The organism is Bacillota bacterium (assembly GCA_012839765.1).
In the GTDB taxonomy this organism is placed as follows: domain Bacteria; phylum Bacillota; class Limnochordia; order DUMW01; family DUMW01; genus DUMW01.
Genome location: DUMW01000051.1, coordinates 1 through 22,915 on the forward strand (window position 1 = coordinate 1; position 22,915 = coordinate 22,915).

Consider the following 22,915-nt stretch of genomic DNA (forward strand, 5'->3'; position numbering starts at 1 on the left):
CTGTCGTACCGTCGCTTTTACTGCGGACTTGACGGTCCTCGCGGTCAGTCAAAGGGAGTACCCCTTGCACACTGGGTTCGCCGGGGAAGCGGAACAGGATCCGGAGGAGATCTTTGCCGCGGCCTGCGCGACCATTGCCGGCGCTGTCTCCCAGCTGCCCCGGGGCGCCCAGGTGGCAGGCCTGGTCCTGACCGCAGCCATGCACAGCTTCCTCTGCCTGGATGGGGAGAAAAGGCCCTTGACCAGGGCCTGGACCTGGGCGGATGCCCGCAGCCAGCGCCAGGCGGACCAGCTGAAGCAGGTTTGGGGGGATCGCTTCTACCAGCGTACCGGCTGCCCGTTCCACCCGATGTATTGGCCCGCTAAGCTTGCCTATATCCAGGAGTGCCATCCCGAAGTGTGGCGTCGTACCCGCTTGGTGATGTCCCTCAAGGATTACGTGGTTTATCGCCTGACGGGTCGGTTGATGAGTGATCAGTCCCTGGCTTCCGCCACAGGGGTGTTTAATACCCACAAGCTGGACTGGGATCCCTGGCTTACGGCCCAGCTGGGGGTGCCCCAAGAGTTCTTGCTTCCCGCCGCTGACCCCTTTACGGTGCTGGATGGGCTTCTGCCCGCCCAGGCGGAAACCCTGGGGCTTCCCGCGGGTGTGCCAGTGATCCTGGGCGCCTCCGACGGGGCGATGTCCAACCTGGGGTGCGGGGCTGTCCAGCCGAACAGCATGGCCCTGATGGTCGGCACCAGCGGCGCCTTACGGGTGGTCCGAAAGGAACCACTGTTAAGCCCGCATCAGCACACCTGGTGCTATTACCTGGGCCATCGGCGGTGGATCGTGGGCGGCTCCACGAACAACGGCGGGAATGCCTTGAAATGGCTGCGCGACAACCTCTTTGCCGGAGAGCTGGGGTATGATGAGATTACTGCCCTAGCCGCAAGCGTTCCCCCGGGCAGCCGGGGTGTGCGCTTCCTGCCGTTCTTGGCGGGGGAAAGATGTATTCACTGGCGGGGCAGGGCGACGGGCGCGTTCCTCAATCTGGCTTTGGCCCATGGCCGGGCGGAGTTGGCCCGGGCTGTTCTGGAGGGTGTGGCCTTCCAGATGTACACTGTCTACGAGGCCCTTTGCCAGGTGGCCGGGACGCCGGAGGAAATCCGGGCGACGGGCGGACTGACCAATTCGCTGCTTTGGCTGGAGATCTTTAGCGGTGTCTTCCGTAAACCGCTCCTGCTTCCAGACTACGGGGAGGGTAGCGCACAGGGCGCCGCCCTGTTGGCCATGGTGGCGTTGGGCTGGCTGCCCAGTCTGGAGATGGCGGCGGAACAGATCCGCATCCAAGGGGTGGTGGAAGGGGAAGCCGCCCCGGTCTATGCAGTCGCCTACGCCCAATACTGCCAGCTTTACGCCGCCCTTGCTCCCTTTTATGACGAAGCCCACTAGCCACCGGGCGCCCTTGCCGAACTCTGCTAGAAGGATTGACGCCGAAGCGGTGATCGATTTTTCTGATCGGTTTCACCGGTATACGCGCTTTTTCGGACGGGAAGTCGGGTGCTTGTATGGTATTGATGAGGTGTCGTACTGAGCCGGAGAGAAGATAACCTAAGGTTTCCTGCCAAGACGATTACTACATCTGAATCCTGTGGACTGAGTGTTTCCGGGACGGAAGATGCCGGATATGTTTGTCACTTAGACGGGATATACATCGACGTGGTATAGTGCGTTGCACCGAGACGCAGGTCCATTGGTGAGTTTAATGTTTTCCAGGGACTAGGCTCGTTAGGGACTATCCGAGGCTTAGGGAGTGACACAAGTTTGCTTGTGTCACTCCACAGGGAACTTATTTTGCCTAATGGCCCAAAAGCCTCTTGGCCTGGTTGACCACGTTACTGAGAGAAATACCAAGGGCTTCTGCCACTTCTTCTCCGGGACCGCTTTCACCGAAACGATCGATCCCGACTACAGATCCGTTACCATTGACCACAGCATGCCAGCCACTGGTGCGACCTGCCTCCACCACAAGCCGGGGTGCCTTGTCTCCCAAAACCTTCTTGATGTACGCAGCATCCTGGGAGAGGAAAAGCTCGCGGCAGGGTACAGACACTACCCGAGCAGTGATTCCCTCTTTTCTCAGTTCTTCGGCCGCCGCAACACACAATGCCACTTCGCTTCCAGTGCCGATGAGCACGATGTCTGGTTCTGCTGCACCATCCACGAGGACATAGCCGCCTTTTTCCATCGGACAGTCCTTAGTCCCCTCCAGGAGGGGGAGTTTTTGCCGGCTGAGGAGCAGCGCAGTGGGGGCGCCTTTTTCGGCCAGGGCGAAGAGCCAGGCGGCCTTGGTCTCCCAGGCGTCCGCAGGCCGGATCACATGCAGGTTGGGGATCAGTCGCAGAGCTTCAATATGTTCCACCGGTTGATGGGTGGGGCCGTCTTCGCCCACGTGGATGGAGTCGTGGGTGAGTACGAATACCACCGGTTGTCCCATCAAAGCCGCCAGCCGGATGGGTGGCCGCATGTAGTCGGAGAAGACGAGAAAGGTGGAACCATAGACCCGGAATCCGCCATGGAGGCTCATTCCATTGAGGATGCTACCCATGGCATGTTCCCTGATGCCAAAATGGATGTTCCGTCCCAGGAAGTTGTCCCTAGTCACGGCACCGGCACCCTTCAGATCTGTCTTCGTGGAGGGGGAGAGGTCTGCGGAACCGCCGACGATGGCGGGTAGTTCCTTGGCCAGTGCGTTCAGCACCATTCCACCTGCATCCCGGGTGGACACATCGGACGTAAACTCGATGGCGGAGCCCAGATTTGCAGGCAGTTGTTCGGAAAAATGCTGCTGATAGAGCTGGTACCGTTCGGGTGCCTCCTGTTTCCACTGCTCAAAGCATTCTTCCCATTGTTTGCGGACTGCGGTCCATTCCCTCCGTTTTTCTTGGAAAAAGTCTGTGACTTCCTTTGGTACATAGAAAGTCTCGTCCACGGGAAAGCCCATACCTTCCTTGAGCAAACGGACCTCCTCTTCCCCAAGGGGGGCACCGTGGGATGCGGCGGATCCTTCCAGATTAGGGGCACCCTTCGCAATGCTAGTCCTGGCGATAATCAACGAGGGTTTGTCCAGGATTGTCTTGGCCCTTTGGAGCGCACTGCGGATCTCGTCGATGTTATGTCCATCGATCTCCGTGACGTCCCAGCCAAAGGAGGCGTACCTTTGGGCTACATTTTCACTGAAGGCCAGGTCTGTGCTGCCCTCGATACTGATCTGGTTCGAGTCATAGATCAAGATGAGTTTCCCCAGTCCCAGATGCCCTGCCAGAGAAGCTGCTTCGTAGGAGATGCCCTCCATCTGGCAGCCGTCACCACATAGGACATAAGTATAATGATCCACAATGGTCCGTTGGGCGGTGTTGAAACGGGCCGCCAACATCGCTTCGGCCAGGGCCATGCCCACGGCATTGCCGATACCTTGGCCTAAGGGTCCCGTTGTGGTTTCCACCCCCAGGGACGGCTCGTATTCCGGGTGCCCTGGGGTTTTGGAACCCAGCTGCCTGAAGTTGCGCAGATCATCCAAAGACAAGGGATAACCCGTCAGATGCAACAGGGAGTACAGGAACATGGAACCATGACCTGCGGACAGGACGAAGCGATCTCGATTGGGCCATTGGGGATCCGAAGGATCATGTTTGAGGATTTCTGTGAAAAGTACCGCCCCGATTTCCGCACAGCCTAAGGGCATGCCGGGATGTCCCGAATTGGCCGCTTGTACCCCGTCGGCACTCAAGCCCCGTATGGTATTGGCGATTGTCTTGATTATGTGGTTATCTGTCAATGCCTCACACCTCCAAGGAATTAGGACCATTGTCGCTGTCTTGTTGTTCTACTTATTCTACCACTCCTGGGTGAGCCTTAACTACGCCCCGGATATTTTGTTACCATGATACCACAGATAGACCGACCCGTGCTACCAAAGGTAGGCTCCGCTACGATCTATCCCCCCTGGAGAGGGAACCTAGCCTCTGTAATTGTCCCTGGTTGACGAAGGATTTTCTCCGCTGATACAGAAAATTTACATAGATAACTCGATAATCGAGATTCCACTGTGTTCATTCCCCAGGGAAAACGGTACATACTCAATGGCATGTAGTGATGGGGAACTTCAAGGAGGAAAACCAAATGCCCTTAGTAGATCTGCCAACGGTCCTCGGACCTGCCCGGAAGGCGGGTTATGCAGTAGGGGCCTTCAACATTACGGGGCTCGACATGATCGAGCCCATTCTTGATGTGGCCACGGAACTTCGCTCACCGGTCATCTTGAGCATCGCGGAAGTGCATCTCAAATACATAGATTTGGAGGAGGCCTGTTTTGTGGCCCGGGCCCAGGCGGCTAAGGCACCGATCCCAGTGGTGCTCCATCTGGACCATGGTCTGAATTTCGACACGGTGATGAAAGCGATCCGTTTCGGCTGTACCGCGGTGATGTTCGATGGTTCTACCCTGCCCTATGGGGATAATGTGGCCCGCACCAGGGAGATCGTGCAGATTGCCCATGGGGCCGGGATCAGCGTGGAGGCGGAGTTGGGCTGTGTTTTGGGCGGTGAAGGAACCGGTGAGGCCCAAGCCGCGGATCCCACCAGGTTTACCATTCCCGAGCAGGCAGTAGAATTTGTGGCAGCCACGGGGATCGATGCCTTGGCCGTGGCCTTCGGCACTGTCCACGGCTTTTACAAGGGCAAGCCGCAGCTAGATCTGGAACGCCTGCGTAAGATCAGAGATTTGGTGGCTGTACCCTTGGTGATGCACGGGGGTTCGGGTCTTAGTGATGAGGATTTCCAAGCGGCCATCGGAGCCGGGATTAGCAAAGTCAACTATTTTACGGAAATGTCAGTGGAAGCGGTAAAGGAGGCCAAAAGGGCCGTAACTGATGGTAGTGTGACTCGGCTTCCGGATCTGTTGACGATCCTGAAAAGCACTGTATCCCGGTGTGTCAGAGAAAAGATCAAGGTCTTCGGTTCCGAAGGCAAAGCTTAGGGGGCAAGAAAGATGACGGGTTATGAAGTAATTGTGGCCGGCCTTGTTACGGTAGATCTGATCCCTACCTTTCTCCACAGTTCCCACGTGCCCTTGGCGGAGATGGTGCGTCCGGGGAAGCTGAATCATGTGGGGCCATTGCAGTTTAGCACCGGCGGTGCCGTGTCCAACACCGGTATCGCCCTGATTAAATTGGGAGCAAAGACTCGATTGATGGGCAAGGTCGGGGATGATTATCTGGGAACGGTGGCGGTCAGTATCCTGGGGCGCTATGTTCCGGAGGCGGACCGGATGGTGCGGAAGGGAGAACAGACCTCCTACACCATTGTTATGTCGCCGGCCAGTACCGATCGGGTTTTTTTCCACTATCCCGGGTGCAATGATACCTTTACCGCGGCGGATGTGGACCAGGCAGCCGTTGCCGGGGCGAAGGTGTTTCATTTCGGTTACCCGCCCCTGATGAAGGCCATGTACGCTAACCAAGGGGAAGAGCTGGTTCGCCTGGTCAAGAAAGCAAAAGAATGCGGGCTTACGGTATCTTTGGATCTGGCTATGCCCGATCCCCACAGTGAGGCGCTCAAGGCCGACTGGCCCCTCATTTTCCGCCGGGTTCTGCCCTATGTGGATGTGTTCCTGCCTAGTCTGGAGGAGGCCCTGCTTTTATGGGACCCGGCGGCCTATAAAGATTTCGACTCTCTGAATCCGCAGAAACGGGAAGAACACATTCCCTCTCTTGCGGTGAAGCTGGCCGGTGACTTCTTGGACCTTGGTGCATCAATAGTGGGTATCAAGTGCGGTGTACTGGGATACCACGTTCAGACCAAAGCGGCTCTATCTGCTGCGAAACTGGGCCTGGGTGCACCGGCGGATCTGAACAATTGGGCGGGACGCAAGCTGTTTTGCGCCAGTTACAAACCAGAGACCTTTGCTTCGGCCACCGGGGCCGGGGATTGTTCCATCGCAGGCTTCTTAATGGCTATGCTCCGGGGATGTACCCTGGAGGAGACGGTGAACGCGGCCTGCGCCGTAGGGGCGCAAAACGTTCGGAAACTTGATGCCACCGCCGGAGTGGAGGATTGGGAGTATACTTTGCAGATGATGCGAAGACCCTGGGAACGTTTGTTCCTTCCTCTCGACGAGGCCTGGACCTACGATCCGGTGGGGAAAGTGTGGGTGGAAAAGTAGTCTCAGAGTCCTAGATCTAAGGGGCACCTTCCTGTGTAAAAGGAAAGGTGCCCCCGAGACAATTATGTGGCTGGCGCTACACTAGCGAATCGATGAAAACTAGACTGGGGAATTGACACAATGGTTCTGCGGCTAGCCCGGGTTTATACCATAGCCTTGGGCAAGACTTCATGGTCCCTCCTTTCTCTTTCCCCTACACAACGCCGACAAGGCTGGAGGTCTTCAAATCCTTCTGTCCCAATGGTTTGGGGCCACTTTTCTCTAGTCTCACTGTAAAACGTTTTTTCGTTTGGTCTAGATGGACACACACAACCCGAGAGAGGCTAGATAGAGTAGGAACTGCAGGTTTTGTCCACCCGTTTAGACTACTATAAACAACAACGATAGAGCACTCAACACTGTTGCAATATTTCGTTCCACTGACAGGGATGCGGGTGCAATAATGAAAGAACGAGCCATGTGATCCTAGCACATGGCTCGTTTTAAAGGTGACCCTGGTACTTCTACTCTTGATGGTAGTAGGTCTCCCAGTTGAGGTAACGGGTGAAGGCCTCATATACCATGCTAGCGTAGTTCCCATAGCCGATGGCTGCATGGTGTTCAAATCCATTGTAACATACATATTTCATGAGATCCTGCAGGCCGGGAATCTGGGCCACTCCGTATCCGCCGAAGGTCTCCGCTGGATCCGAGGTCATGGTGCCCTCTCCGAGGTAGGCTCGAATCTGGCCGCTGGTATCATCGGTGGTGATCCGAGCAAAGGTGAAGGGTCCGCTCTTAAGGCGGCCGCAGACAGTGCCGAAGGCATTCTCCCTACCCACGTCCCGGGAAATGATCTTGTGTTCACCCATTTCTGAGGTCTCCAGTAGGCTCTTCGGATAGTTGCTACAGTGGAAAAACACTACTTTGTCCGGATCGTTACCGTAGTTATTGTTCCAATCCACGATGGCACTGGCTTCTTGCGAGGCCAGCTGCAGCGCGTACATGCTGATCAAGCCCGTGATGTCCACTTCGCAGGCACTGGGGATAAGCTGGTCCGTCAGCATGCTCATGATGCTGCAGGGCGTGATCCCGAAGTTCTCCTCCAGGGAGGTCCAGCACTGAATGGCAGTTCCCTTCAGGTTGTGCTCTTTGACCCATTGATCGATCACTGCTCCGAACTTGGCCATCCGCAACAGACTATCCTTGTTGCCACTGTTGATGGTAATGTACTGCTCGATGGACGCGAGTTTTTCCAGTACGGCCGCATCCTGATCTCCCAGGGATTGGGCCCGGCCAAGGATCTCGGAAAGATCAATGGGTTCCACCGTAATGCCGGCCCGTTCTAGAATTTTCTCGCTGTATCTGACGGTAGCGAAGGCCGCGGGGCGGGTGCCGATGGCCCCCAACCTTAGATTCTTCAATCCCTTTACGATCCTGCAGACCCCGGCAAACCACTGAAGATCTTCTTTGAACTCGTCACTGCTCGGGCTGATCGTATGGGAACGGGTGAGGGAGAAGGGAATTCCATACTGCCGCAGGACGTTGCAGACGGAGATCTTTCCGCAAAAACTGTCCCGCCGATGGTCAATGTCCAGCTTATCTACCTGGTCGGGGAACGCGTGTACAAGAACCGGAACATTTAAACCGGACCACCGGATGGCATTGGCCACAGTTCGCTCGTCTCCGAAGTTAGGCAGACTCACGACAATACCACTGATTTCCTCTCCATGTTCAGCAAAGAGCTTGGCGCATCGTTGGGCATCTTCGATCCCTTCCAGCCCTGCGGGCCCATCGGTGAGACAGACCACCTCATGGCCCAGAGACTTGATAACCTCGATCATTTCCTGCTGTCCGGTCTCACACAGGTGTGCGGGGAAAAAGCCCCGTTTTCCTATGATCAACCCGAAAGTAAGTTTTTTCATGTTTGTTAACCTCCCAATTTATTAGTGTCAATTCGTCTAAGCCGCTAAAGATGCTTAGCTGATACCGCTTCTCATTCGGCAACAATGCCGATCTCTCAAAAGAATTCCCATGGGCCTACCGCGGTGCCTCGGTTGATCTTCTTGGTGATGAGATAGGCATCTAAGGCCGCAAGGATGTTGATAATGGGGCCGAAGAGGAAAGCGGTCAGGGTGAGGATTAGGATCACACATCCCTTCACTACCTGACCCACCAAAATCTGGCCTAACCCGGGGATGAAGAAGGAGATCAGCGCCGCAGCCCACGGCGCTAAACGTGTAACCGATGGAGCGGTTCTGATCAACTTTCCGCATTGTATGCAGAGTTCCTGATTGGGTTTCAAAGCAGCCCCACATTGGTTGCAGAAATTGCGCTGTTTCTTAGGATGAAAGCCGCACCGGGGGCAATACTCAGCTTTGTCGGAGATCTCCGCACCGCAGTTAGTACAATACATATTGACCCGTCACCTTTGTTTAAGAAATTGTCCCAGCAGCACACCTTGCCGAAACCCGAAGATAACCGCATAGTACACCAAGAAATCCGTGGCGATACCGGCCATGATCCCCGTGATTAATCTTCTGGGGTTGGTACTCATCCACCAGCCAAGATACTGTCCGGTGCCATCGATGACCAGGGGAACCATCAAGAGGATTGTCACTGGCAAAGGCAAGGCTCCCCACAGCAAGGCGTAGATACCGCCGCAAAAGTAGCCAATGAGGATTCCGGTGCATCGAGCACATAAGGGCAACTGACGTCCTCTGATGAAGAAGGAACGCTCCGGCAAACGATGACACATGAACAGAAGTTGAAGCAACTTGTTCCCATTCAATTTACCGTTCTCCTACATGGAAAGGACACCAAGGCAAAAGGAGAATAAGTAGAGACCAGCCTCCACAAGCAGGCCGATCAAGGCCCACTTGCAGGCGGTGTCCGCATTTTTCGGCTTGTCGGTTTTCCAAACTAGATACAGGACCGCGCCGATCAAGGGGAAACAGCAGGACACTGCTTTTACCAGCCCCAAGGATTCATCGGTGTCGCTTAAACGCTTTAACCGGTTTCCACAGATGATGCAGACTTCCTGTCCCGGTCGTGTTTCCGCCCCGCAGGCCTGGCAGAATCTATCACTATTAAGCGGCCGTACGCCGCAGTGCACGCATATTTCCGCTTTATCGTTAATCTCCATGCCGCACTCTCGACAGAACATCAAGGCCAGCTCCCTTTTTGAAGACCTTACCTAAAGCTTCACTGTTAATGACTTCTATGCTTGTAGTAACTTTCCTGCCTGAGGTTAGACAATGGACTCTAGTATCAATTCCAACAGGATGTCGCGGGAAGCCGGAGTAAATCCCGCATCAATCGGTGGGCTTCTTAACATATTCCGTTGTGTTCTGCGTTTAACAATGGTCCGTCGGTTCTTCTACGCAACGGAATGGTGAAATATGCTTATCTAAGGTAGCTTGTTTCTGCTTCGAATAGCGTCCGAATTGTTCTACATATGTATGTTCAGCCCGACGATCGAAACTAATCCCGAACAAAAGCCAAGGGATACCGCCAGGATATTGAGCAAAACACCGATCAACGCCCAACGGCAGGCGGTGGTGGCACTTTGGGGCTTTTCGTCTTTCCAGACCAGATACAGGATGAGTCCCACCAAAGGAAACAGACACGCGGAGATCTTCACTAAAGGTGTTGCTCCTGTGTCCGAATATTCTTGTGCTAGAAGCACGGCTCCACATTCTACACATACTTCCTGAGCAGGACGGGTCGGACTGGCACAGGCCTGACAGAATTTGTTGCTGTTGAGGGGCAGCACACCACAATTGGTGCAGGGTATGTTCTCATCGCTGACCTTCGTCCCACAGTGCCGACAAAACTGCACCATTGACGTCAACTTCTCATGCATAATTGTCTAATACATGACTATTTCGTTCCCTGGCGGAAGTTTCCTGCGGCGGAAGAGGTCTTTATGCTGCTCTGGCTTAGCGATGACCTTACTAGCCCCCATATGTGGACTTTAGCACTAAAGGTATTAAGGAAAATTTTCTCTTTGCAGGACTTCCCGTATGCGTAAAGAAAACATATATCGCTACCCCAAGAAGGATGTGGCAAACGTGGTCAGCATGTCGGATATTGCGGAACTGTTGGGCGTCTCCTGTGCCACAGTATCTAGGGCCCTGAACAATTCACCGAAGATTAGCGCGGAAACCAAGCAGAGAGTCCTACAGGCTGCTGAAAAACTTGGATATCTGGACAAACTTGCGGCCAAGCGGCAGCAAGTGGTGAAGAAGATCGGGTTTATCATCAGTAAAGAGTACTTTGGCACCCACGAGCTCTTTTACACAAGGGTCCTGTTGGGTTCAGAGAAAAGGGCCAACAAAGATAACATGCGGGTGAACCTCTTTACCTTCGACGGACAGGAGTCCGTGGAGTGGCTCTTTGGGGAGCTTAAGGAATTCAAAATTGACGGTGTCATCGTGGCCGCGGTTGTTTCAGCAAAGCTTCTAAAACGTCTATTGGCTACGGGTGTCAAGATTGTCTTGGTGGACTTTGAACACGAGTCACTTCCGGTGGTGGAGCCGGACAACTTCCACGGTGCCTACCAGGCAGTGCAACACCTTTACATGCGGGGTCGCCAACAGATAGCCTTTGTCAGCGGGGAGCAGGACCATCCCTGCATGCGGCAGAGGTATTACGGTTACCGGGCGGCGGTGGAGGAGGGTCCTGGGGACTTCCGACCGGAGCTGGCGGTGTTGAGTACCGGGTGTTGTTCTGTGGAGGACATGGCCACCGGTCTTATGCGGGCCTTTCAGGAAAAGAGCATACGGATTCCAGAGGATGTTTCGGTGGTGGGCTTCGACGACCTTGAGATGGGTGTTTACACCACCCCTTCCCTGTCCACGGTCCGCATCCATAAGGAACGTATGGGGGAAATTGCTGCGGCCATGTTGGTAAACTGGCCGCTGGGATGGGAAACCCCTGGCTGGCGGGTGATTGTGCCCACGGAACTGGTGATCCGCCAGTCCAGTTAAACAAGATGATGAGCATATTACTTTCCAGGGAGGATGTGCGGGATGGCGGAGAGTGCATTGAATACTCTCTTGCGCGGTTGTGCTCAAGAGGCGGAAAAGACGCTACAAAGGTTTGAATATCAGGCCAAATTTGTGCAACAGCTGGTAGAACGATATCCGGAACACAAAAAGCTGGTGGAAAGCGCAACAGCAGTGGCCCGGGAACAATTGGCCTCGGGAGTATCCCTTTCCGAAGTGTTGGCCCAATGGGAGGAGGAGTTGCGCCCCTTAGACTCCCTTTGCAAGGCCTATACCATTCACTACGTGGGTCATGCCCACATTGACATGAACTGGATGTGGGACTGGCCCGAGACTGTGGATGAGTGTTACCGGACCTTTACCACTGTCTTGAAATTGATGGAAGAATTCCCCCAGTTGACCTTTTCCCAAAGCCAGGCGGTAACCTACTGGACCATGGACAAGTATGCCCCGGAGGTTCTTGCCCAGATTAAGGAGAAGGTGGCCGAAGGCCGCTGGGAGATTACCGCAAACACCTGGGTGGAAGGGGACAGGAATATCAGCTCCGGAGAGGCCATTGTGCGGCAGATCCTCCAGTCCAAGCAGTTCATAAAGGAAAAGTTTGGCATCGGGTTCGACGAGATTGTGGTGGACTGGGAGCCAGATACCTTCGGTCATGCGGCCACAACCCCAGAGATCCTGCAAAAGGCGGGGATTAAGTACTACTACTTCTGTCGCTGCAATGTGAACAAGGTCCTTTTCTGGTGGGAAGGGCCACAGGGGGCAAGGGTGCTAACCTCCAACAAACAGTGGTACAACCATACCATTTCCCCCGAAGATGCCCTGGAAGTCCTGCCCTTTGAAGAGCATACGGGTCTTCAGGATTATTTAGTGGTTTACGGTGTTGGCGACCACGGGGGCGGTCCCACTCGGCGTGACATTCTCAAGGCTTTGGAGATGCAGCAGTGGCCCCTGTTTCCTACGATCAAGTTTAGCACTGTCCATGCTTTCTTTGAGAAGGCTGCGGCTAAGCCCGAAGGGATTCCGGTGCACCGGGGTGAGCTGAACTACGTCTTCCCCGGGTGCTACACCTCCCAAAGCAACATTAAGTATGCTAACCGTAAAGGTGAGCTCATCTCCTCCCTCGGTGAGACCTACGGGGTCATGGGTCACAAGCTAGGTGACCTACCCTATCCTGCGGAGCAGCTGCAGGAGGCCTGGCGCAATGTCTTGTTCAATCAGTTTCACGACATTCTCCCTGGCTCCGGGGTGCGGGACACCTATCTGCACGCCCAAGGATTGTTCCAGGAGACCAGAACTCTATCCGAGATGGTGATTACCCGGGCGAAGAACCTGTTGGCATCCCAGATTGATACCCAGGGAACAGGGACTCCCATCGTGGTTTGGAATCCATCCCCTTGGACGCGGACTGATACGGTCACCTTTACTCTGTGGGATGTCTCTCGGCATACCCCAGCCCTCCAGTTAAGGGATCCCGAGGGCAACGTCGTTCCCGTGGAGATCATTGAGAGAGGACACTGGTTTGTGGAGTTCCTTAAGCTGCGTTTCGTAGCTAAGGATGTCCCTGCTATGGGCTGGCGGGTTTACCAGGTAGAGCCCCAGGAGGTGCCCCGTCCCATCTTCAGCCTTTCCCACTGGGAGCGCAAGGAGATCGATGTGCAGCCGGTGTTGGAAAACGAGTTCTTCCGGATCCAGCTGTCCAAGGACAACGGCGGGATCGTCAGCCTATATGATAAGAAAAATGACCTGGAGCTGTCCAATCCCCAGCGGCCCTTGGGTGTCTTGGAGCACTATCTGGAAGCACCCCACGGGATGAGTTCCTGGGCCATTGGACCCATCGCCAAACGGGAGATCATCTCCACTGGAGTCTTACAAAAGCTGTCCTGGCAAAACATGCCCGCCTTCCAGTGGGAGGGAGAAAGCGGAGGCAATAAGGTTAAACTCACCATCAGTCTACCTCCTGGAATTCCGCGGGTGGATTTCGATCTGGAGATCGATTGGCGGGAAGTGGGCTCCCCCAGCTATGGTGTACCCGGTCTTTGTGCCGTATTTCCCCTGAACCTGGACGATGCGAAGAGCACCAGGGAGATCCCCTTCGGGTATTTAGAAAATCCCCGGGTTTCCCACGATCTGCCCGCCCAAAAGTGGTTCAACGTATCGGGGCGGCTGGCGGCTACCCCCTACAATGTGGCCCTGTTTAACGACTGCAAGTACGGGCACAACTTCCATGAGGGGGTTCTGCGCCTGAACTTGTTAAGAAGCAGCTACGATCCTGATCCCGTCACCGAACAGGGACGGCATCGCATTCGTTTTGCTCTGTATCCCTATGCCGGGTCCTTCGATCCTGCCCGGGTCACCCGGATGGCCTATGATTTCAACCTGCCTCTTGCTGCGGAGAAGACCGATGTCCATGGAGGCTCCTTCTCCAAAGTTTACAGCTTCCTGTCCCTGGAGCCGGAGAATGTCATGATCAGTGCCTTGAAACTGGCCGAGGACGGACAGGGGGTAGTGCTGCGGCTTTACGAGACGGCAGGTGTGGCCGGAGATGCTCGGATCCAGCTGGCCTTCCCCGTGCAGGAAGCGTACCTTTGCGACTTTTTCGAGCGCAAAGGGGCCTCTTTGGATGTGGAGGATAACCAGGTGCGAGTTCCCCTCAAGGCCCACGAGGTGGTGACAATATACCTTAAGTGAGGAGGCGCTGCCCAAGGATGAAGCGCTCTGAGATTAACGCCTTGATTACTGAAGCCATCGCGTTCTTGAAGGAGCACAGGTTTCATCTACCCCCCTTTGCCTTTTGGAGCCCCGAAGAATGGGCCCAGAAGGGCAGGGAGTATGATGAGATCCGGGACAACATGCTGGGATGGGATGTCACGGATTTTGGCAGTGGCGATTTTTACAAGGTGGGTCTTTTGCTCTTCACCCTCCGGAACGGGAACTTGGAGTTAACCCAGTATTCCAAGCCCTACGCGGAGAAGGTGATGATTGTGGAGGAGAACCAGGTTACCCCCTTCCATTTCCACCGCCTCAAGATGGAGGATATCATCAACCGGGGTGGGGGTAACCTTTTGGTGCAGTTGTATAACTCCACCGATGACGAAAAACTAGCCGACACCCCCGTCACGGTCCACCAGGATGGACGGCAGTATGAAGTGCCGGCCGGAAGCATTGTCCGCCTGACACCGGGGGAGAGCATCACCCTGAAGCCCTACGTCTACCACCGCTTTTGGGGGGAGGAGGGGACCGGGAAGGTGCTCTTGGGCGAGGTCTCCCAGGTGAATGACGATCGTACCGATAACCGGTTTCTTGACGAAGTGGGACGATTCCCTGCGGTGATTGAGGATGAACCGGCCAAATACCTCTTGGTCCATGAATACCCCCGGGGGCGCGGTTAGGAGGCGGTGTTATGGTGCAGCTTTTCGGCAAGGACTACACCAAGCAGGAACTGTTGCAGTGGGTAGGAGATGTCTCCCAGGTGGGGGGCGTGGAACGCCTGCGGATCCGCGAGGGTTTACAAGGAGGCGTGGAGGTTGTACAGGTCCGCACGGGAACGGGTCTTAGTTTTGAAGTGTTGCTGAGTCGCGGTATGGACATTGGCCGGACAGACTACCGGGGGATCCCCCTGGCGTGGTGTTCACCTACAGGTCCTGTGGCTCCCTGCCATTTCGATCCCCGGGGCACTGGCTGGCTGCGTAGCTTCCACGGTGGGCTGGTGGCCACCTGCGGTCTTACCACCGCAGGTGCTCCCTCCACCGATGCCGGCGAAGAACTGGGGTTGCACGGTCGCATTTCCCATATTCCTGCCAGGGAGACCTTCGTGGGAGGACAGTGGCAGGGGGACGATTATGTTCTCCGGGTGGAGGGGAAGATGCGGGAAGCCGTGGTGTTCGGGGAAAACCTGGTATTTCACCGGAGGATCGAGACGAAGCTTGGAGAAAACCGTCTGCTGATTCAGGATAAAGTGGAGAATTGTGGCTTTGTGGAAACACCCCATATGTTGTTGTATCATATCAACTTAGGTTTTCCCCTGTTGGGACCTGAGGCGGAGCTTTGGTTGCCCACCCTAGAGGTGACTCCCCGGGATGCGGTAGCGGCCCGGGGTCTGGGGGAGTGGAACAAGCTCACAGGTCCCCAGGAAGGATTCCAGGAGCAAGTCTATTACCACCGGTTGGGTCAAGATTCCACCGGTTTTACTTGGGTGGCCCTCGTCAATCGGACCTTGGCACAGGGGCTGGGGGTGTATGTTAAATACAGACCCGGTCAGCTGTCCCAGTTCACCCAGTGGAAAATGTTGGGACAGGGAACCTATGTCTTGGGCTTTGAGCCGGCCAACTGCCGGGTGGAAGGACGGGCCAAAGAACGGGAGAGGGGTACCTTGCAGAACCTTGCGCCCCAGGAGGAACGGCTTTATGAGCTGGAGATTGGCCTTGTGACTACCCCGGAAGAACTTGTCTGGCTCCAGGCCCAGGTGGCCGCTTGTCAGGAGGAGAAGGGGACTTGAGATTTGTGTAGTTCCTGGAGGAAGTAGGTTACGATCCAATTAGGTAAAACCCCGGTTTTGGACGATATTTCGGGCCTGTGGAGAGGAGAGCGATATCCTTCCCACAGGCCCGGATTCGTATGGGCTGAACTTTGCTTGGTCTTTTCGTCAGTACTGCAGGAACCGATCCTTGGCGGTTTTTAGCACCAGAAGGGTATCACTCTTGGCGATGCCCGGTGTCTTGCGGAGTTTTTCGGTCAGGAAGTTGAACAGATCTTCGTTGCTTTTTACCCGGATCTCCAAGACAAGATCGTAGACCCCGGCACAGACGCTGATGTGGGTAATCTCATCGAACCCTTTCAGAATTACCAGTGACTTGGGGAGATCCTTCGTGTCCAATTGCACACCGACGATAGCCTGGGTGGTGTAACCTAGCTTCACCGGGTCGGTGATAGCGCGGATCTTTATGTACCCTTGTTCCCGCATGCGGGTTACCCGTTTACGCACAGTGCTCTCCGTAATGCCCAGTTCGTCGGCGATTTGTGTGTAGGGCGTCCGCCCGTCTTCAATGAGGTACTCGATGATCTTGAAATCCAATTCATCAAGGGCTACATGGTCTTTCTGATCCACAGCTGTACTCCCCCAATATTCCAAAGATTACATCTGTATTTAGACACCGGAGGACCGAATCCTGCTAAAATATTCGGGTATAAAATTGCGTACTTCGGCAGGAATAGAAAACTTGCTGCCGAATATAATGATTCGTGCCCTATAACCGGGACGAAAATTTTGCGGAGGTGCCTAAAAAATGTTCGGGTTACCGCTCCATACGTCATTAGTTTTCTCCCTAGTGCCCACGGGCATTATTATTCTCTTGGTCCTCTGGGGTCAATCCTTCCCTGGTGAAGGGACCATAGGGGAAGTAGGGGCCGTGGAGAGAAAAAGAAAGGTATTTGCGGAACAGGAGAGTGTATAACAAATGTCACAGCAAGGGTTGGCCGCGGTTATTATCGCAGCCTACTTTGTCTTCATCTTCCTGGTGGGGTATCGGGCTTCGAAGCGGGTCTCCACTTCTGAAGAGTACATGGTGGGCGGCCGCGATATCGGTTTTCTTAACTTTTTGGTGCTGCTGATTGCCTCGATGATGAGCGGCATGACTGTACTGGGTTCCAGTGGGCTGGGGTATCTGGCGGGATGGCCCAGCATGTGGGAGGCTGTCTTTGCCTGTCTGAGCATTCCGGTATTGATGATCTTCTTCGGTAACAAGATTCATCGGATAAGCAGCAAGTTCAAGTATAACACTATGCAAGACTACCTGGCCCATCGCTATGATTCGCCGGTGGCAGTACGGACGGTGTCCGCCATTGCCGGGATCATCATGAGTTTTATCTACCTGGTGGGCCAATTCCGGGCCATCAGTATTGTCTTAGGGTGGCTCTTGGGCCTGGATCACTTCTGGTCCCTTTTAATCGCGACGATCATCGTCACCGTTTATGTTTTCCTCGGTGGGCTTTTCGCGGTGGCGAGAATCGCCCTCTACCAGGGACTAGCTCTGTTTGTGGGTGTGTTGACATTGGTTCCCCTTGTGGTCAGCAAGGCGGGGGGTTTGGCACATATTAACCAGAACCTTGCCCTGGTCAATCCAAACCTGGTGGCCGTGGCCTTTCCCCAAGTGCATCCCACTGCCAGTGATGCCTTCTTGACTCCATTGTTCTTGCTTTCCTTCTTTTTCCTATTGTCCTTTGGGTTGGCCACCGCACCCCATGCCCTCAATAACGTGCTTACAGCCCGGAAGAACGAGTATTATCGCTGGGGGCCCTTAGCCACGTTCATCATCTATTTTCTCGTATTCGTCCTCATTAAGTTCGGTGGTTTCGCGGCCCGTTCCATGGTGATCGATGGTGTTCTGGAAGTGCCCCACCCTGACTCGTCCCTGATCGCTGCCATTGAATACTCTCTGCCGACGGTGGCCTGGGCTGTGTTTGGGGTGATTGTCCTAGCCGCGGTGATGTCGACCACCGACCGTTTGCTTCTGACCATTGCCACTCTATTTGGCTGGGATTTGTACAAACAGTATCTGCGTCCTAAGGCTAGCGAAGCAAGTCTGCGCAAGATCACCCGGGGTGCCGTGGTGGTGACGGCGCTTTTAGCCTTCCTGGTGGCGGTGAAACCCCCAGAGTTGCTTGCCTGGCTAGTCTGGATGGGGATCGGGCTGATGCTTTCGGTATACTGTGTGCCGTTGCTTGCGGGACTGTACTGGCCGCGGGCCACGCGGGAAGGTGGGCTTGCGGGCATGATCGGCGGCCTGGTGGTGGCTGTGATTGCCGGTTGGTGGCATCAGTTTGTGGCGCCATTGCCCGTCCATTTCAGCATCTTTGGCCTCCTGGCTTCCACCCTGTTGTTGATAGTGGTTAGTTTGGTGACGGCCCCCGTGAAGGAAAAGATCCTGACGGAGACGGAAACGGGCCTGCGATTCTAAAAAAAAAAGAGGAGCGCCTTCTTCCCTGGGTGCTCCCCAAGTGCTATGATTGAGAAAAAGGGATGTACCGGGGGAGGAAGGACGCTTTGGGAGCTGCCAGTCAGATGGCCTTGGGCCTGGGGATCATCGTTCTGGGCACAGTGCTTTTGTTAGGCAATTTCGGAATGTTGTCGGTTCAGCCAGGGGAAGTGTTCTACACCTATTGGCCTTTGGTTCCCCTGCTTTGGGGCCTTGTGGGAACGGTGGAGACACTGGCAAAACGTCGCCAGGGACTCTTCTTCCCCTTGTTGATCTTTGTGGCTAGTGGAATACTCTTGGGCAACAAGTTAAACTGGTGGGACGTCAGTTTCAGCCAGTTCGTGGATTTCCTCTGGCCTGTAATGCTCATTCTCCTCGGTTGGTTCCTCTTCCGGGAGGGTACCCGTTGGAGGGGGAAGGGCCGCTTTAGCTTCTGGAACAATTTGGAGCTGGATAAAGAATCGGAGCTCACCAGTGACCAGTTTATTGCCTTCATGGGTGGCATTGACCTGGATCTCACTAAGATCTCGTTGCCCGCAGAGACCGTTACCTTGCATCTGACCGCCGTCATGGGCGGTATTGATGTAATCTTGCCTCCGGACCTGGACGTTGTGTGTCAAGGGAATGTGTTCCTGGGAGGCGTGGAGTTTTTCGGCGAGGAAGCGGGCGGCCTGTTTGCCTCCCGTTCTATGCAAAGGGGAGAAGGTCGCCCGCCGCGGCTTGTCTTGGTCTGCAATGTGATTCTGGGTGGGATCGACATTAGGGCAGGAAAGCACCCGGGACAGCGCTAGTACCGGAAGAAGACGTGTCCACCGATTGCGGTGGTGACTGGATGTTGCCGTACCCATCGGTCCCCGGTTTTCCGGGGATTGTAAAAGCCGGTGGCTCCTTTGGTGGGATCTTCGCCGGCTAAGGCAAGATAGGCTGCCCGTTTGGACTCTTGTCCTGGCTGCAGGTTGATGCGGCCATCGGCCACAGGACTATATTGATAAATACCATTAACCCGTTGATAAACTACTCCGGCGATGCTGTCGGGGTAGTTTTCGTTTTTTACCCGATTTAACACCGTAGCCGCCACCGCGGTCTTCCCCTCCAGGCTTTCTCCCTCGGCCTCTGCGTGGGTAATCCGGGCTAGGAGTTGGACGTCCTCTTCGTTGAACTCACAGGGCACCACAAAGTTTTTCTCCTGAATGCCCAGGCCTACCAATACCTTTTCCCGTACCGGCCGTCGGTAGGTTCCATCCACCACCGCCTCATACATCCCCGGCGGGATGCCTTCCAGGTGGAAACGTCCCTCCCTGATGGGTGCTTGGTATTCTCCCAAGGTGATTACACCGCTTTTTAGAGGCAATTGTGATTCTTCACAGGTTACATATCCGGTTATGATGTTCTTTTGTGTATCAATGGCTGATCCTACACCGGCCAACAGTACAAACAGCAACAACAGGAACAGCCCTTGTTTTTTAACCAAGGTATCCCCCCTAAGTCCCTTTTTTATTGGAAGACATCGGGTCAAGACCCGGCCAGTAGTCTAACATAGGCACTTGGGGACGTCAAAGCCCAAAGGTTAACAAGACTCGGATTTGTTGGTGAAGAGGCAGGAGTTTGGTTATAACGATAGAATACTGGATCAGCTGGCGCTGGGCAGAGGTAGTCCGGTAGCATTGGCGAAGAACGAGGAAACCCATAGGTTAAGGGGGATGGATCTATGGCTGACAAGGTGAGAATTGGGATCATCGGCACGGGGTCCATTAGTCAGGTGCACATCGATGCCTACCTAAAGAATCCCGCGGTGGAGATTGTGGGGTTGTGTGATATCAACGAAGAGCGGGTTAAGTCCGTTGGTGCCCGGATCGGTGTGGATAATTGCTTTACCAATGCCGATGATCTGCTCAAACTGGAGTTGGACGGGGTAAGCATTTGCACTTGGAACAACTCCCACGCGGAGTTGTCCATTAAGGCCTTGGAGGCCGGTTGTCATGTGCTTTGTGAGAAACCGGCGGCCATGAATGCCGCCCAGGCGACCCAGATGCAGGAAGCGGCCCGCCGGACCGGTAAACTTCTGCAGATTGGGTTTGTCCGTCGTTTCAGCAGCCATGTGGAGATGTTTAAGTATTTCCAGGAGCAAGGCCTCATGGGCGAGATCTACTATGCCAATGCCAAGTGCGTTCGCCGTTGCGGCAACCCGGGGGGATGGTTCGCGGACAAATCCCGTTCCGGCGGTGGTCCCCTGATTGATCTGGGAGTGCACATGGTAGACCTGGCTTGGTATCTGGCAGGGAAACCGGAACCCCTTGCGGTGAGTGCTGTGACCTTTGATCGCATTGGCATGCGGAAGAACATCAAGGGCTATGACTGGTACCGGTCTGCAGATCAGGATATGGATATCTCCACTGTGGAGGACCAGGCGGTGGCCTTGATCCGGTTTGCCGGTGGCTTTACCTTGAACTTGGATGTCAGTTTTGATCTGCACATCAAGCACGATGTGCTCGAAGCCAATTTCTATGGTAATCGGGGCGGTTTTGCCCTCTTCCCCAAGGCGGAATTCTTCACCGGTTTTGGTCCCTATCTGATGGATTTAGAGCCGAAGGTAAAGGGTGAGGATTTCGGTGGCATGTTCCAAAGGGAGATCAACCATTTCGTCAATTGCATCCAAGGGAAAGAAGAGTGTATCAGTACCATTGACGATGGATTAGTAGTGATGCGGATCCTCGATGCCGTCTATGCTTCCGCGGAAAAGGGCAAAGAGGTGCCGGTGTAATTTGGGCTGGGGCTTTGGCCCTAGCCCCTGGAAGGGATAACGCCGATGCTCAGGATCGAAAACGACCATTGGATCGCCTTGATCAATCCGGAACAGGGGGCGGAATTGGCCAGTCTGAGGCTTGTGGAGGAGAATCTGGAACTGTTGTATCGGGCCGGTGATTATCGACCCATTGCCGGTTGGCAGGGTAGGGCTCCTTTGTTGTGGCCTGCGGTGGGACGGAACTTCACTGCAAGGCAGCTAGAGGAGATCTGCACAGGTCACGGCGATAGCCGCCTTGGTTCCTACCGGTACGGGGACCGTGAGTACCCGATGCCCATCCATGGTTTTGTCAATAGGTTGACCTGGCAGCCGAAGACCCTTACTCCCACCGAGGTAACCTTGGCGGCGGAAGACGACGCCAATTCCCGGGTTTTCTTTCCCTTTGGTTTTCGGGTGATGTGTCGGTACCTCCTCCGGGCCGCTTCCCTGCTTTTGGAGGTGGAGGTGTCCGCCAAGGAAGAGGTCTTGCCCTTTTCCATTGGCAATCATATCACCGTGGCCGTACCCTGTGCCTATGACCACGTGCTGCTGGCCACCCCCGCCCGGAAACGCATGCTCTTGTCACCGTGGGGTCTTTTGACGGGGGAAGAACTTCCCGTGGATTATTCGCTACCCACTCCCTTCGTCCAAATTGACCTGGCGGACGGGGTATTGGGGGGCTATTGTCAAGACCAGTGCTTTGTCGACCTGCAGCTGGGGACCCACCGGTTTCGGATTGGCCAGCGGGCCTGGTCTAGTCGTCCTTCTTTGCTTAAAGACGAGGACTTCCTTTTTGTCTTCTATGCCAGCAAAGAGAAGGGATTCATTTGCCCTGAGCCGTGGTTAGGCCGGCCCAATTCCTTCAATACCGGAGAAGGTCTAATTCTGCTACCCCCGGGGGAGAAGTTCTCCTGGGAGATGGAGGTGGCGTTCTTGGGGACGTACCGGTAAGCCTTTTGTGGTTTCGGCTTTTTTCCTGGTGGGTAACATTTTCTGTGGGGTTGTGATATAATACCCATGAAAAACAGATACTATCCATAGTGATCAGAGTAGATGCTGCGCGTTAAGTGTTAGAGGATGGGACGTTGCCTCTAAACGAAGGGTTTAGAAACCCGCGGTGCAGCATTGCGTCCGCTGACACGTCCTTCGGACCGCCTCCCCTGTTCCTATGGAGAGTATGATGAGAGGTGGTTTTTTCATGCCCAATTCTTCCAAATTCAGGCTTACCAGTTTGGTGGCCGGTGCTCTCCTTGCAGCTTTAAGCATCATCGCAACCCGTTTTCTTTCCTTTCAGCTTCCCATCGCGGGGATTGGTGCCGTGCGGATCGGTTTTGGTCCCTTGCCCATCATTCTGGCCGGCCTGCTGTTAGGCCCCCTGTGGGGCGGGGCAGTGGGGCTGGTCGCGGATTTGTTGGGGTTCTTCATCAATCCCATGGGTGGTGCCTACATCCCCCTGATTACAGTCATCTCAGGTCTACGGGGGGTTATCCCGGGCTTGGTGATTAAGGCCTTCCAGCGGCAAGGCAAGCCCCATTCCTTAGGTATCGTCATTGCTATTGCCCTTACCCAGGTGATCACGGCTCTGATTCTCACCCCTTTGGTTCTCTGGTGGGTTTTAAGTGTGCCCTTGATCGCCAATGTACCTATCCGTCTGGTGACACAGGTTGTTCTGATTCCTGTGTACAGCATCATTGTCCTGTCCATGCTGAAATCAATGTCTTTATTGCGGAATTCGGTGGTGTCTGATCGTTGAGCAAGGATTGCGGTTTCCGCAACCTGCAAACCCACGGTCTTTGAGCCGTGGGTTTTTTTGCGAGATTCCTCAGTCTAGAGATCTCTCTTTGGTACTAAGCTCCATGCTCTTAAGCCTTCCCGAACAAGGAGGTTTTGCATAAATCTTGACATCCCGGGGCAGACTTGTACACTGTAGATAGGAATATTCCTATTTAGCCAACGGTTTATTCGC

Annotated in this window: 20 protein-coding genes; 12 read left to right on the forward strand and 8 right to left on the reverse strand. The window is 54.7% G+C overall.

Annotated elements, in window-relative coordinates; genetic code table 11:
* Positions 1 to 1,435, forward strand: a 1,435-nt coding sequence (locus GXX57_05165) for a gluconokinase (GenBank protein HHV44038.1), incomplete at its 5' end; no start/stop codon positions are given.
* 406 nt (positions 1,436 to 1,841) lie between these two features.
* Here GXX57_05165 and tkt read toward each other — a convergent pair.
* Positions 1,842 to 3,851 (reverse strand): transketolase, encoded by a 2,010-nt coding sequence (gene tkt / locus GXX57_05170; protein HHV44039.1) that lies wholly within the window; start codon positions 3,849 to 3,851, stop codon positions 1,842 to 1,844.
* Between the two features lie 314 nt (positions 3,852 to 4,165).
* Between tkt and GXX57_05175 the strand changes: the two genes are divergently transcribed.
* Together GXX57_05175 and GXX57_05180 are read left to right on the forward strand one after the other, a co-directional pair.
* Positions 4,166 to 5,020 carry a class II fructose-bisphosphate aldolase gene (locus GXX57_05175; GenBank protein ID HHV44040.1) on the forward strand — a complete coding sequence of 285 codons (855 nt, stop codon included), beginning with the start codon at positions 4,166 to 4,168 and terminating at the stop codon, positions 5,018 to 5,020.
* Positions 5,021 to 5,032: 12 nt separating this feature from the next.
* Positions 5,033 to 6,205, forward strand: a complete 1,173-nt coding sequence (locus tag GXX57_05180; GenBank protein ID HHV44041.1) for a carbohydrate kinase family protein — start codon at positions 5,033 to 5,035, stop codon at positions 6,203 to 6,205.
* 503 nt (positions 6,206 to 6,708) lie between these two features.
* Here GXX57_05180 and GXX57_05185 read toward each other — a convergent pair.
* The 5 genes from GXX57_05185 to GXX57_05205 all read right to left on the reverse strand — a co-directional run bounded on the left by GXX57_05185 (position 6,709) and on the right by GXX57_05205 (position 9,827).
* Positions 6,709 to 8,109 (reverse strand): fucose isomerase, encoded by a 1,401-nt coding sequence (locus GXX57_05185; GenBank protein ID HHV44042.1) that lies wholly within the window; start codon positions 8,107 to 8,109, stop codon positions 6,709 to 6,711.
* Between the two features lie 95 nt (positions 8,110 to 8,204).
* Complete coding sequence (locus tag GXX57_05190) at positions 8,205 to 8,600, reverse strand: zinc ribbon domain-containing protein (GenBank protein ID HHV44043.1); 396 nt, start codon at positions 8,598 to 8,600, stop codon at positions 8,205 to 8,207.
* 9 nt (positions 8,601 to 8,609) lie between these two features.
* Positions 8,610 to 8,942, reverse strand: a complete 333-nt coding sequence (locus GXX57_05195; GenBank protein HHV44044.1) for a DUF2085 domain-containing protein — start codon at positions 8,940 to 8,942, stop codon at positions 8,610 to 8,612.
* Positions 8,943 to 8,987: 45 nt separating this feature from the next.
* Positions 8,988 to 9,350, reverse strand: coding sequence for a zinc ribbon domain-containing protein (locus GXX57_05200; GenBank protein ID HHV44045.1), 363 nt, complete (start codon positions 9,348 to 9,350; stop codon positions 8,988 to 8,990).
* Positions 9,351 to 9,635: 285 nt separating this feature from the next.
* On the reverse strand, positions 9,636 to 9,827 hold the full coding sequence (locus tag GXX57_05205) for a hypothetical protein (GenBank protein HHV44046.1): 192 nt from the start codon (positions 9,825 to 9,827) through the stop codon (positions 9,636 to 9,638).
* Between the two features lie 382 nt (positions 9,828 to 10,209).
* On the opposite strand from GXX57_05205, the gene GXX57_05210 reads away from it, so the two are divergent.
* The 4 genes from GXX57_05210 to GXX57_05225 are packed head-to-tail and all read left to right on the forward strand — an operon-like array spanning position 10,210 to position 15,691.
* On the forward strand, positions 10,210 to 11,175 hold the full coding sequence (locus tag GXX57_05210; GenBank protein HHV44047.1) for a LacI family transcriptional regulator: 966 nt from the start codon (positions 10,210 to 10,212) through the stop codon (positions 11,173 to 11,175).
* Positions 11,176 to 11,217: 42 nt separating this feature from the next.
* The gene (locus tag GXX57_05215) at positions 11,218 to 13,884 is read left to right on the forward strand and encodes an alpha-mannosidase (protein ID HHV44048.1); all 2,667 of its coding nucleotides are present in this window, start codon (positions 11,218 to 11,220) and stop codon (positions 13,882 to 13,884) included.
* Between the two features lie 17 nt (positions 13,885 to 13,901).
* Positions 13,902 to 14,585, forward strand: coding sequence for a D-lyxose/D-mannose family sugar isomerase (locus tag GXX57_05220; GenBank protein HHV44049.1), 684 nt, complete (start codon positions 13,902 to 13,904; stop codon positions 14,583 to 14,585).
* A gap of 11 nt (positions 14,586 to 14,596) precedes the next feature.
* Positions 14,597 to 15,691 carry an aldose 1-epimerase family protein gene (locus tag GXX57_05225; GenBank protein HHV44050.1) on the forward strand — a complete coding sequence of 365 codons (1,095 nt, stop codon included), beginning with the start codon at positions 14,597 to 14,599 and terminating at the stop codon, positions 15,689 to 15,691.
* A 147-nt stretch (positions 15,692 to 15,838) separates the two neighbouring features.
* On the opposite strand, the gene GXX57_05230 is transcribed toward GXX57_05225, so the two are convergent.
* On the reverse strand, positions 15,839 to 16,300 hold the full coding sequence (locus tag GXX57_05230; GenBank protein HHV44051.1) for an Lrp/AsnC family transcriptional regulator: 462 nt from the start codon (positions 16,298 to 16,300) through the stop codon (positions 15,839 to 15,841).
* Between the two features lie 349 nt (positions 16,301 to 16,649).
* Here GXX57_05230 and GXX57_05235 point away from each other — a divergent pair, with 349 nt between their 5' ends.
* Positions 16,650 to 18,149 (forward strand): sodium:solute symporter family protein, encoded by a 1,500-nt coding sequence (locus tag GXX57_05235; GenBank protein ID HHV44052.1) that lies wholly within the window; start codon positions 16,650 to 16,652, stop codon positions 18,147 to 18,149.
* Between the two features lie 86 nt (positions 18,150 to 18,235).
* Positions 18,236 to 18,958 carry a cell wall-active antibiotics response protein gene (locus tag GXX57_05240; GenBank protein ID HHV44053.1) on the forward strand — a complete coding sequence of 241 codons (723 nt, stop codon included), beginning with the start codon at positions 18,236 to 18,238 and terminating at the stop codon, positions 18,956 to 18,958.
* Here GXX57_05240 and GXX57_05245 read toward each other — a convergent pair.
* Complete coding sequence (locus GXX57_05245; GenBank protein ID HHV44054.1) at positions 18,955 to 19,638, reverse strand: cell wall hydrolase; 684 nt, start codon at positions 19,636 to 19,638, stop codon at positions 18,955 to 18,957. The genes GXX57_05240 and GXX57_05245 overlap by 4 nt on opposite strands.
* Positions 19,639 to 19,875: 237 nt before the next feature.
* Here GXX57_05245 and GXX57_05250 point away from each other — a divergent pair, with 237 nt between their 5' ends.
* The 3 genes from GXX57_05250 (at position 19,876) to GXX57_05260 (ending at position 22,702) form a co-directional block, all read left to right on the forward strand.
* On the forward strand, positions 19,876 to 20,928 hold the full coding sequence (locus GXX57_05250; protein ID HHV44055.1) for a Gfo/Idh/MocA family oxidoreductase: 1,053 nt from the start codon (positions 19,876 to 19,878) through the stop codon (positions 20,926 to 20,928).
* Positions 20,929 to 20,973: 45 nt separating this feature from the next.
* Entirely contained in the window at positions 20,974 to 21,900 is a 927-nt protein-coding gene (locus GXX57_05255; GenBank protein HHV44056.1) for a hypothetical protein, read from the forward strand.
* A 247-nt stretch (positions 21,901 to 22,147) separates the two neighbouring features.
* Positions 22,148 to 22,702, forward strand: a complete 555-nt coding sequence (locus GXX57_05260; protein HHV44057.1) for a folate family ECF transporter S component — start codon at positions 22,148 to 22,150, stop codon at positions 22,700 to 22,702.
* Positions 22,703 to 22,915 lie beyond the last annotated feature (213 nt).

Excerpts from the sequence above, each read along its gene's own strand:
- tkt (HHV44039.1), bottom strand. The coding sequence starts at position 3,851 with ATGGTCCTAATTCCTTGGAGGTGTGAGGCATTGACAGATAACCACATA.
- GXX57_05175 (HHV44040.1), top strand. The coding sequence starts at position 4,166 with ATGCCCTTAGTAGATCTGCCAACGGTCCTCGGACCTGCCCGGAAGGCG.
- GXX57_05180 (HHV44041.1), top strand. The coding sequence starts at position 5,033 with ATGACGGGTTATGAAGTAATTGTGGCCGGCCTTGTTACGGTAGATCTG.
- GXX57_05185 (HHV44042.1), bottom strand. The coding sequence starts at position 8,109 with ATGAAAAAACTTACTTTCGGGTTGATCATAGGAAAACGGGGCTTTTTC.
- GXX57_05190 (HHV44043.1), bottom strand. The coding sequence starts at position 8,600 with ATGTATTGTACTAACTGCGGTGCGGAGATCTCCGACAAAGCTGAGTAT.
- GXX57_05195 (HHV44044.1), bottom strand. The coding sequence starts at position 8,942 with ATGTGTCATCGTTTGCCGGAGCGTTCCTTCTTCATCAGAGGACGTCAG.
- GXX57_05200 (HHV44045.1), bottom strand. The coding sequence starts at position 9,350 with ATGTTCTGTCGAGAGTGCGGCATGGAGATTAACGATAAAGCGGAAATA.
- GXX57_05210 (HHV44047.1), top strand. The coding sequence starts at position 10,210 with ATGCGTAAAGAAAACATATATCGCTACCCCAAGAAGGATGTGGCAAAC.
- GXX57_05215 (HHV44048.1), top strand. The coding sequence starts at position 11,218 with ATGGCGGAGAGTGCATTGAATACTCTCTTGCGCGGTTGTGCTCAAGAG.
- GXX57_05220 (HHV44049.1), top strand. The coding sequence starts at position 13,902 with ATGAAGCGCTCTGAGATTAACGCCTTGATTACTGAAGCCATCGCGTTC.
- GXX57_05225 (HHV44050.1), top strand. The coding sequence starts at position 14,597 with ATGGTGCAGCTTTTCGGCAAGGACTACACCAAGCAGGAACTGTTGCAG.
- GXX57_05235 (HHV44052.1), top strand. The coding sequence starts at position 16,650 with ATGTCACAGCAAGGGTTGGCCGCGGTTATTATCGCAGCCTACTTTGTC.
- GXX57_05250 (HHV44055.1), top strand. The coding sequence starts at position 19,876 with ATGGCTGACAAGGTGAGAATTGGGATCATCGGCACGGGGTCCATTAGT.
- GXX57_05255 (HHV44056.1), top strand. The coding sequence starts at position 20,974 with ATGCTCAGGATCGAAAACGACCATTGGATCGCCTTGATCAATCCGGAA.
- GXX57_05260 (HHV44057.1), top strand. The coding sequence starts at position 22,148 with ATGCCCAATTCTTCCAAATTCAGGCTTACCAGTTTGGTGGCCGGTGCT.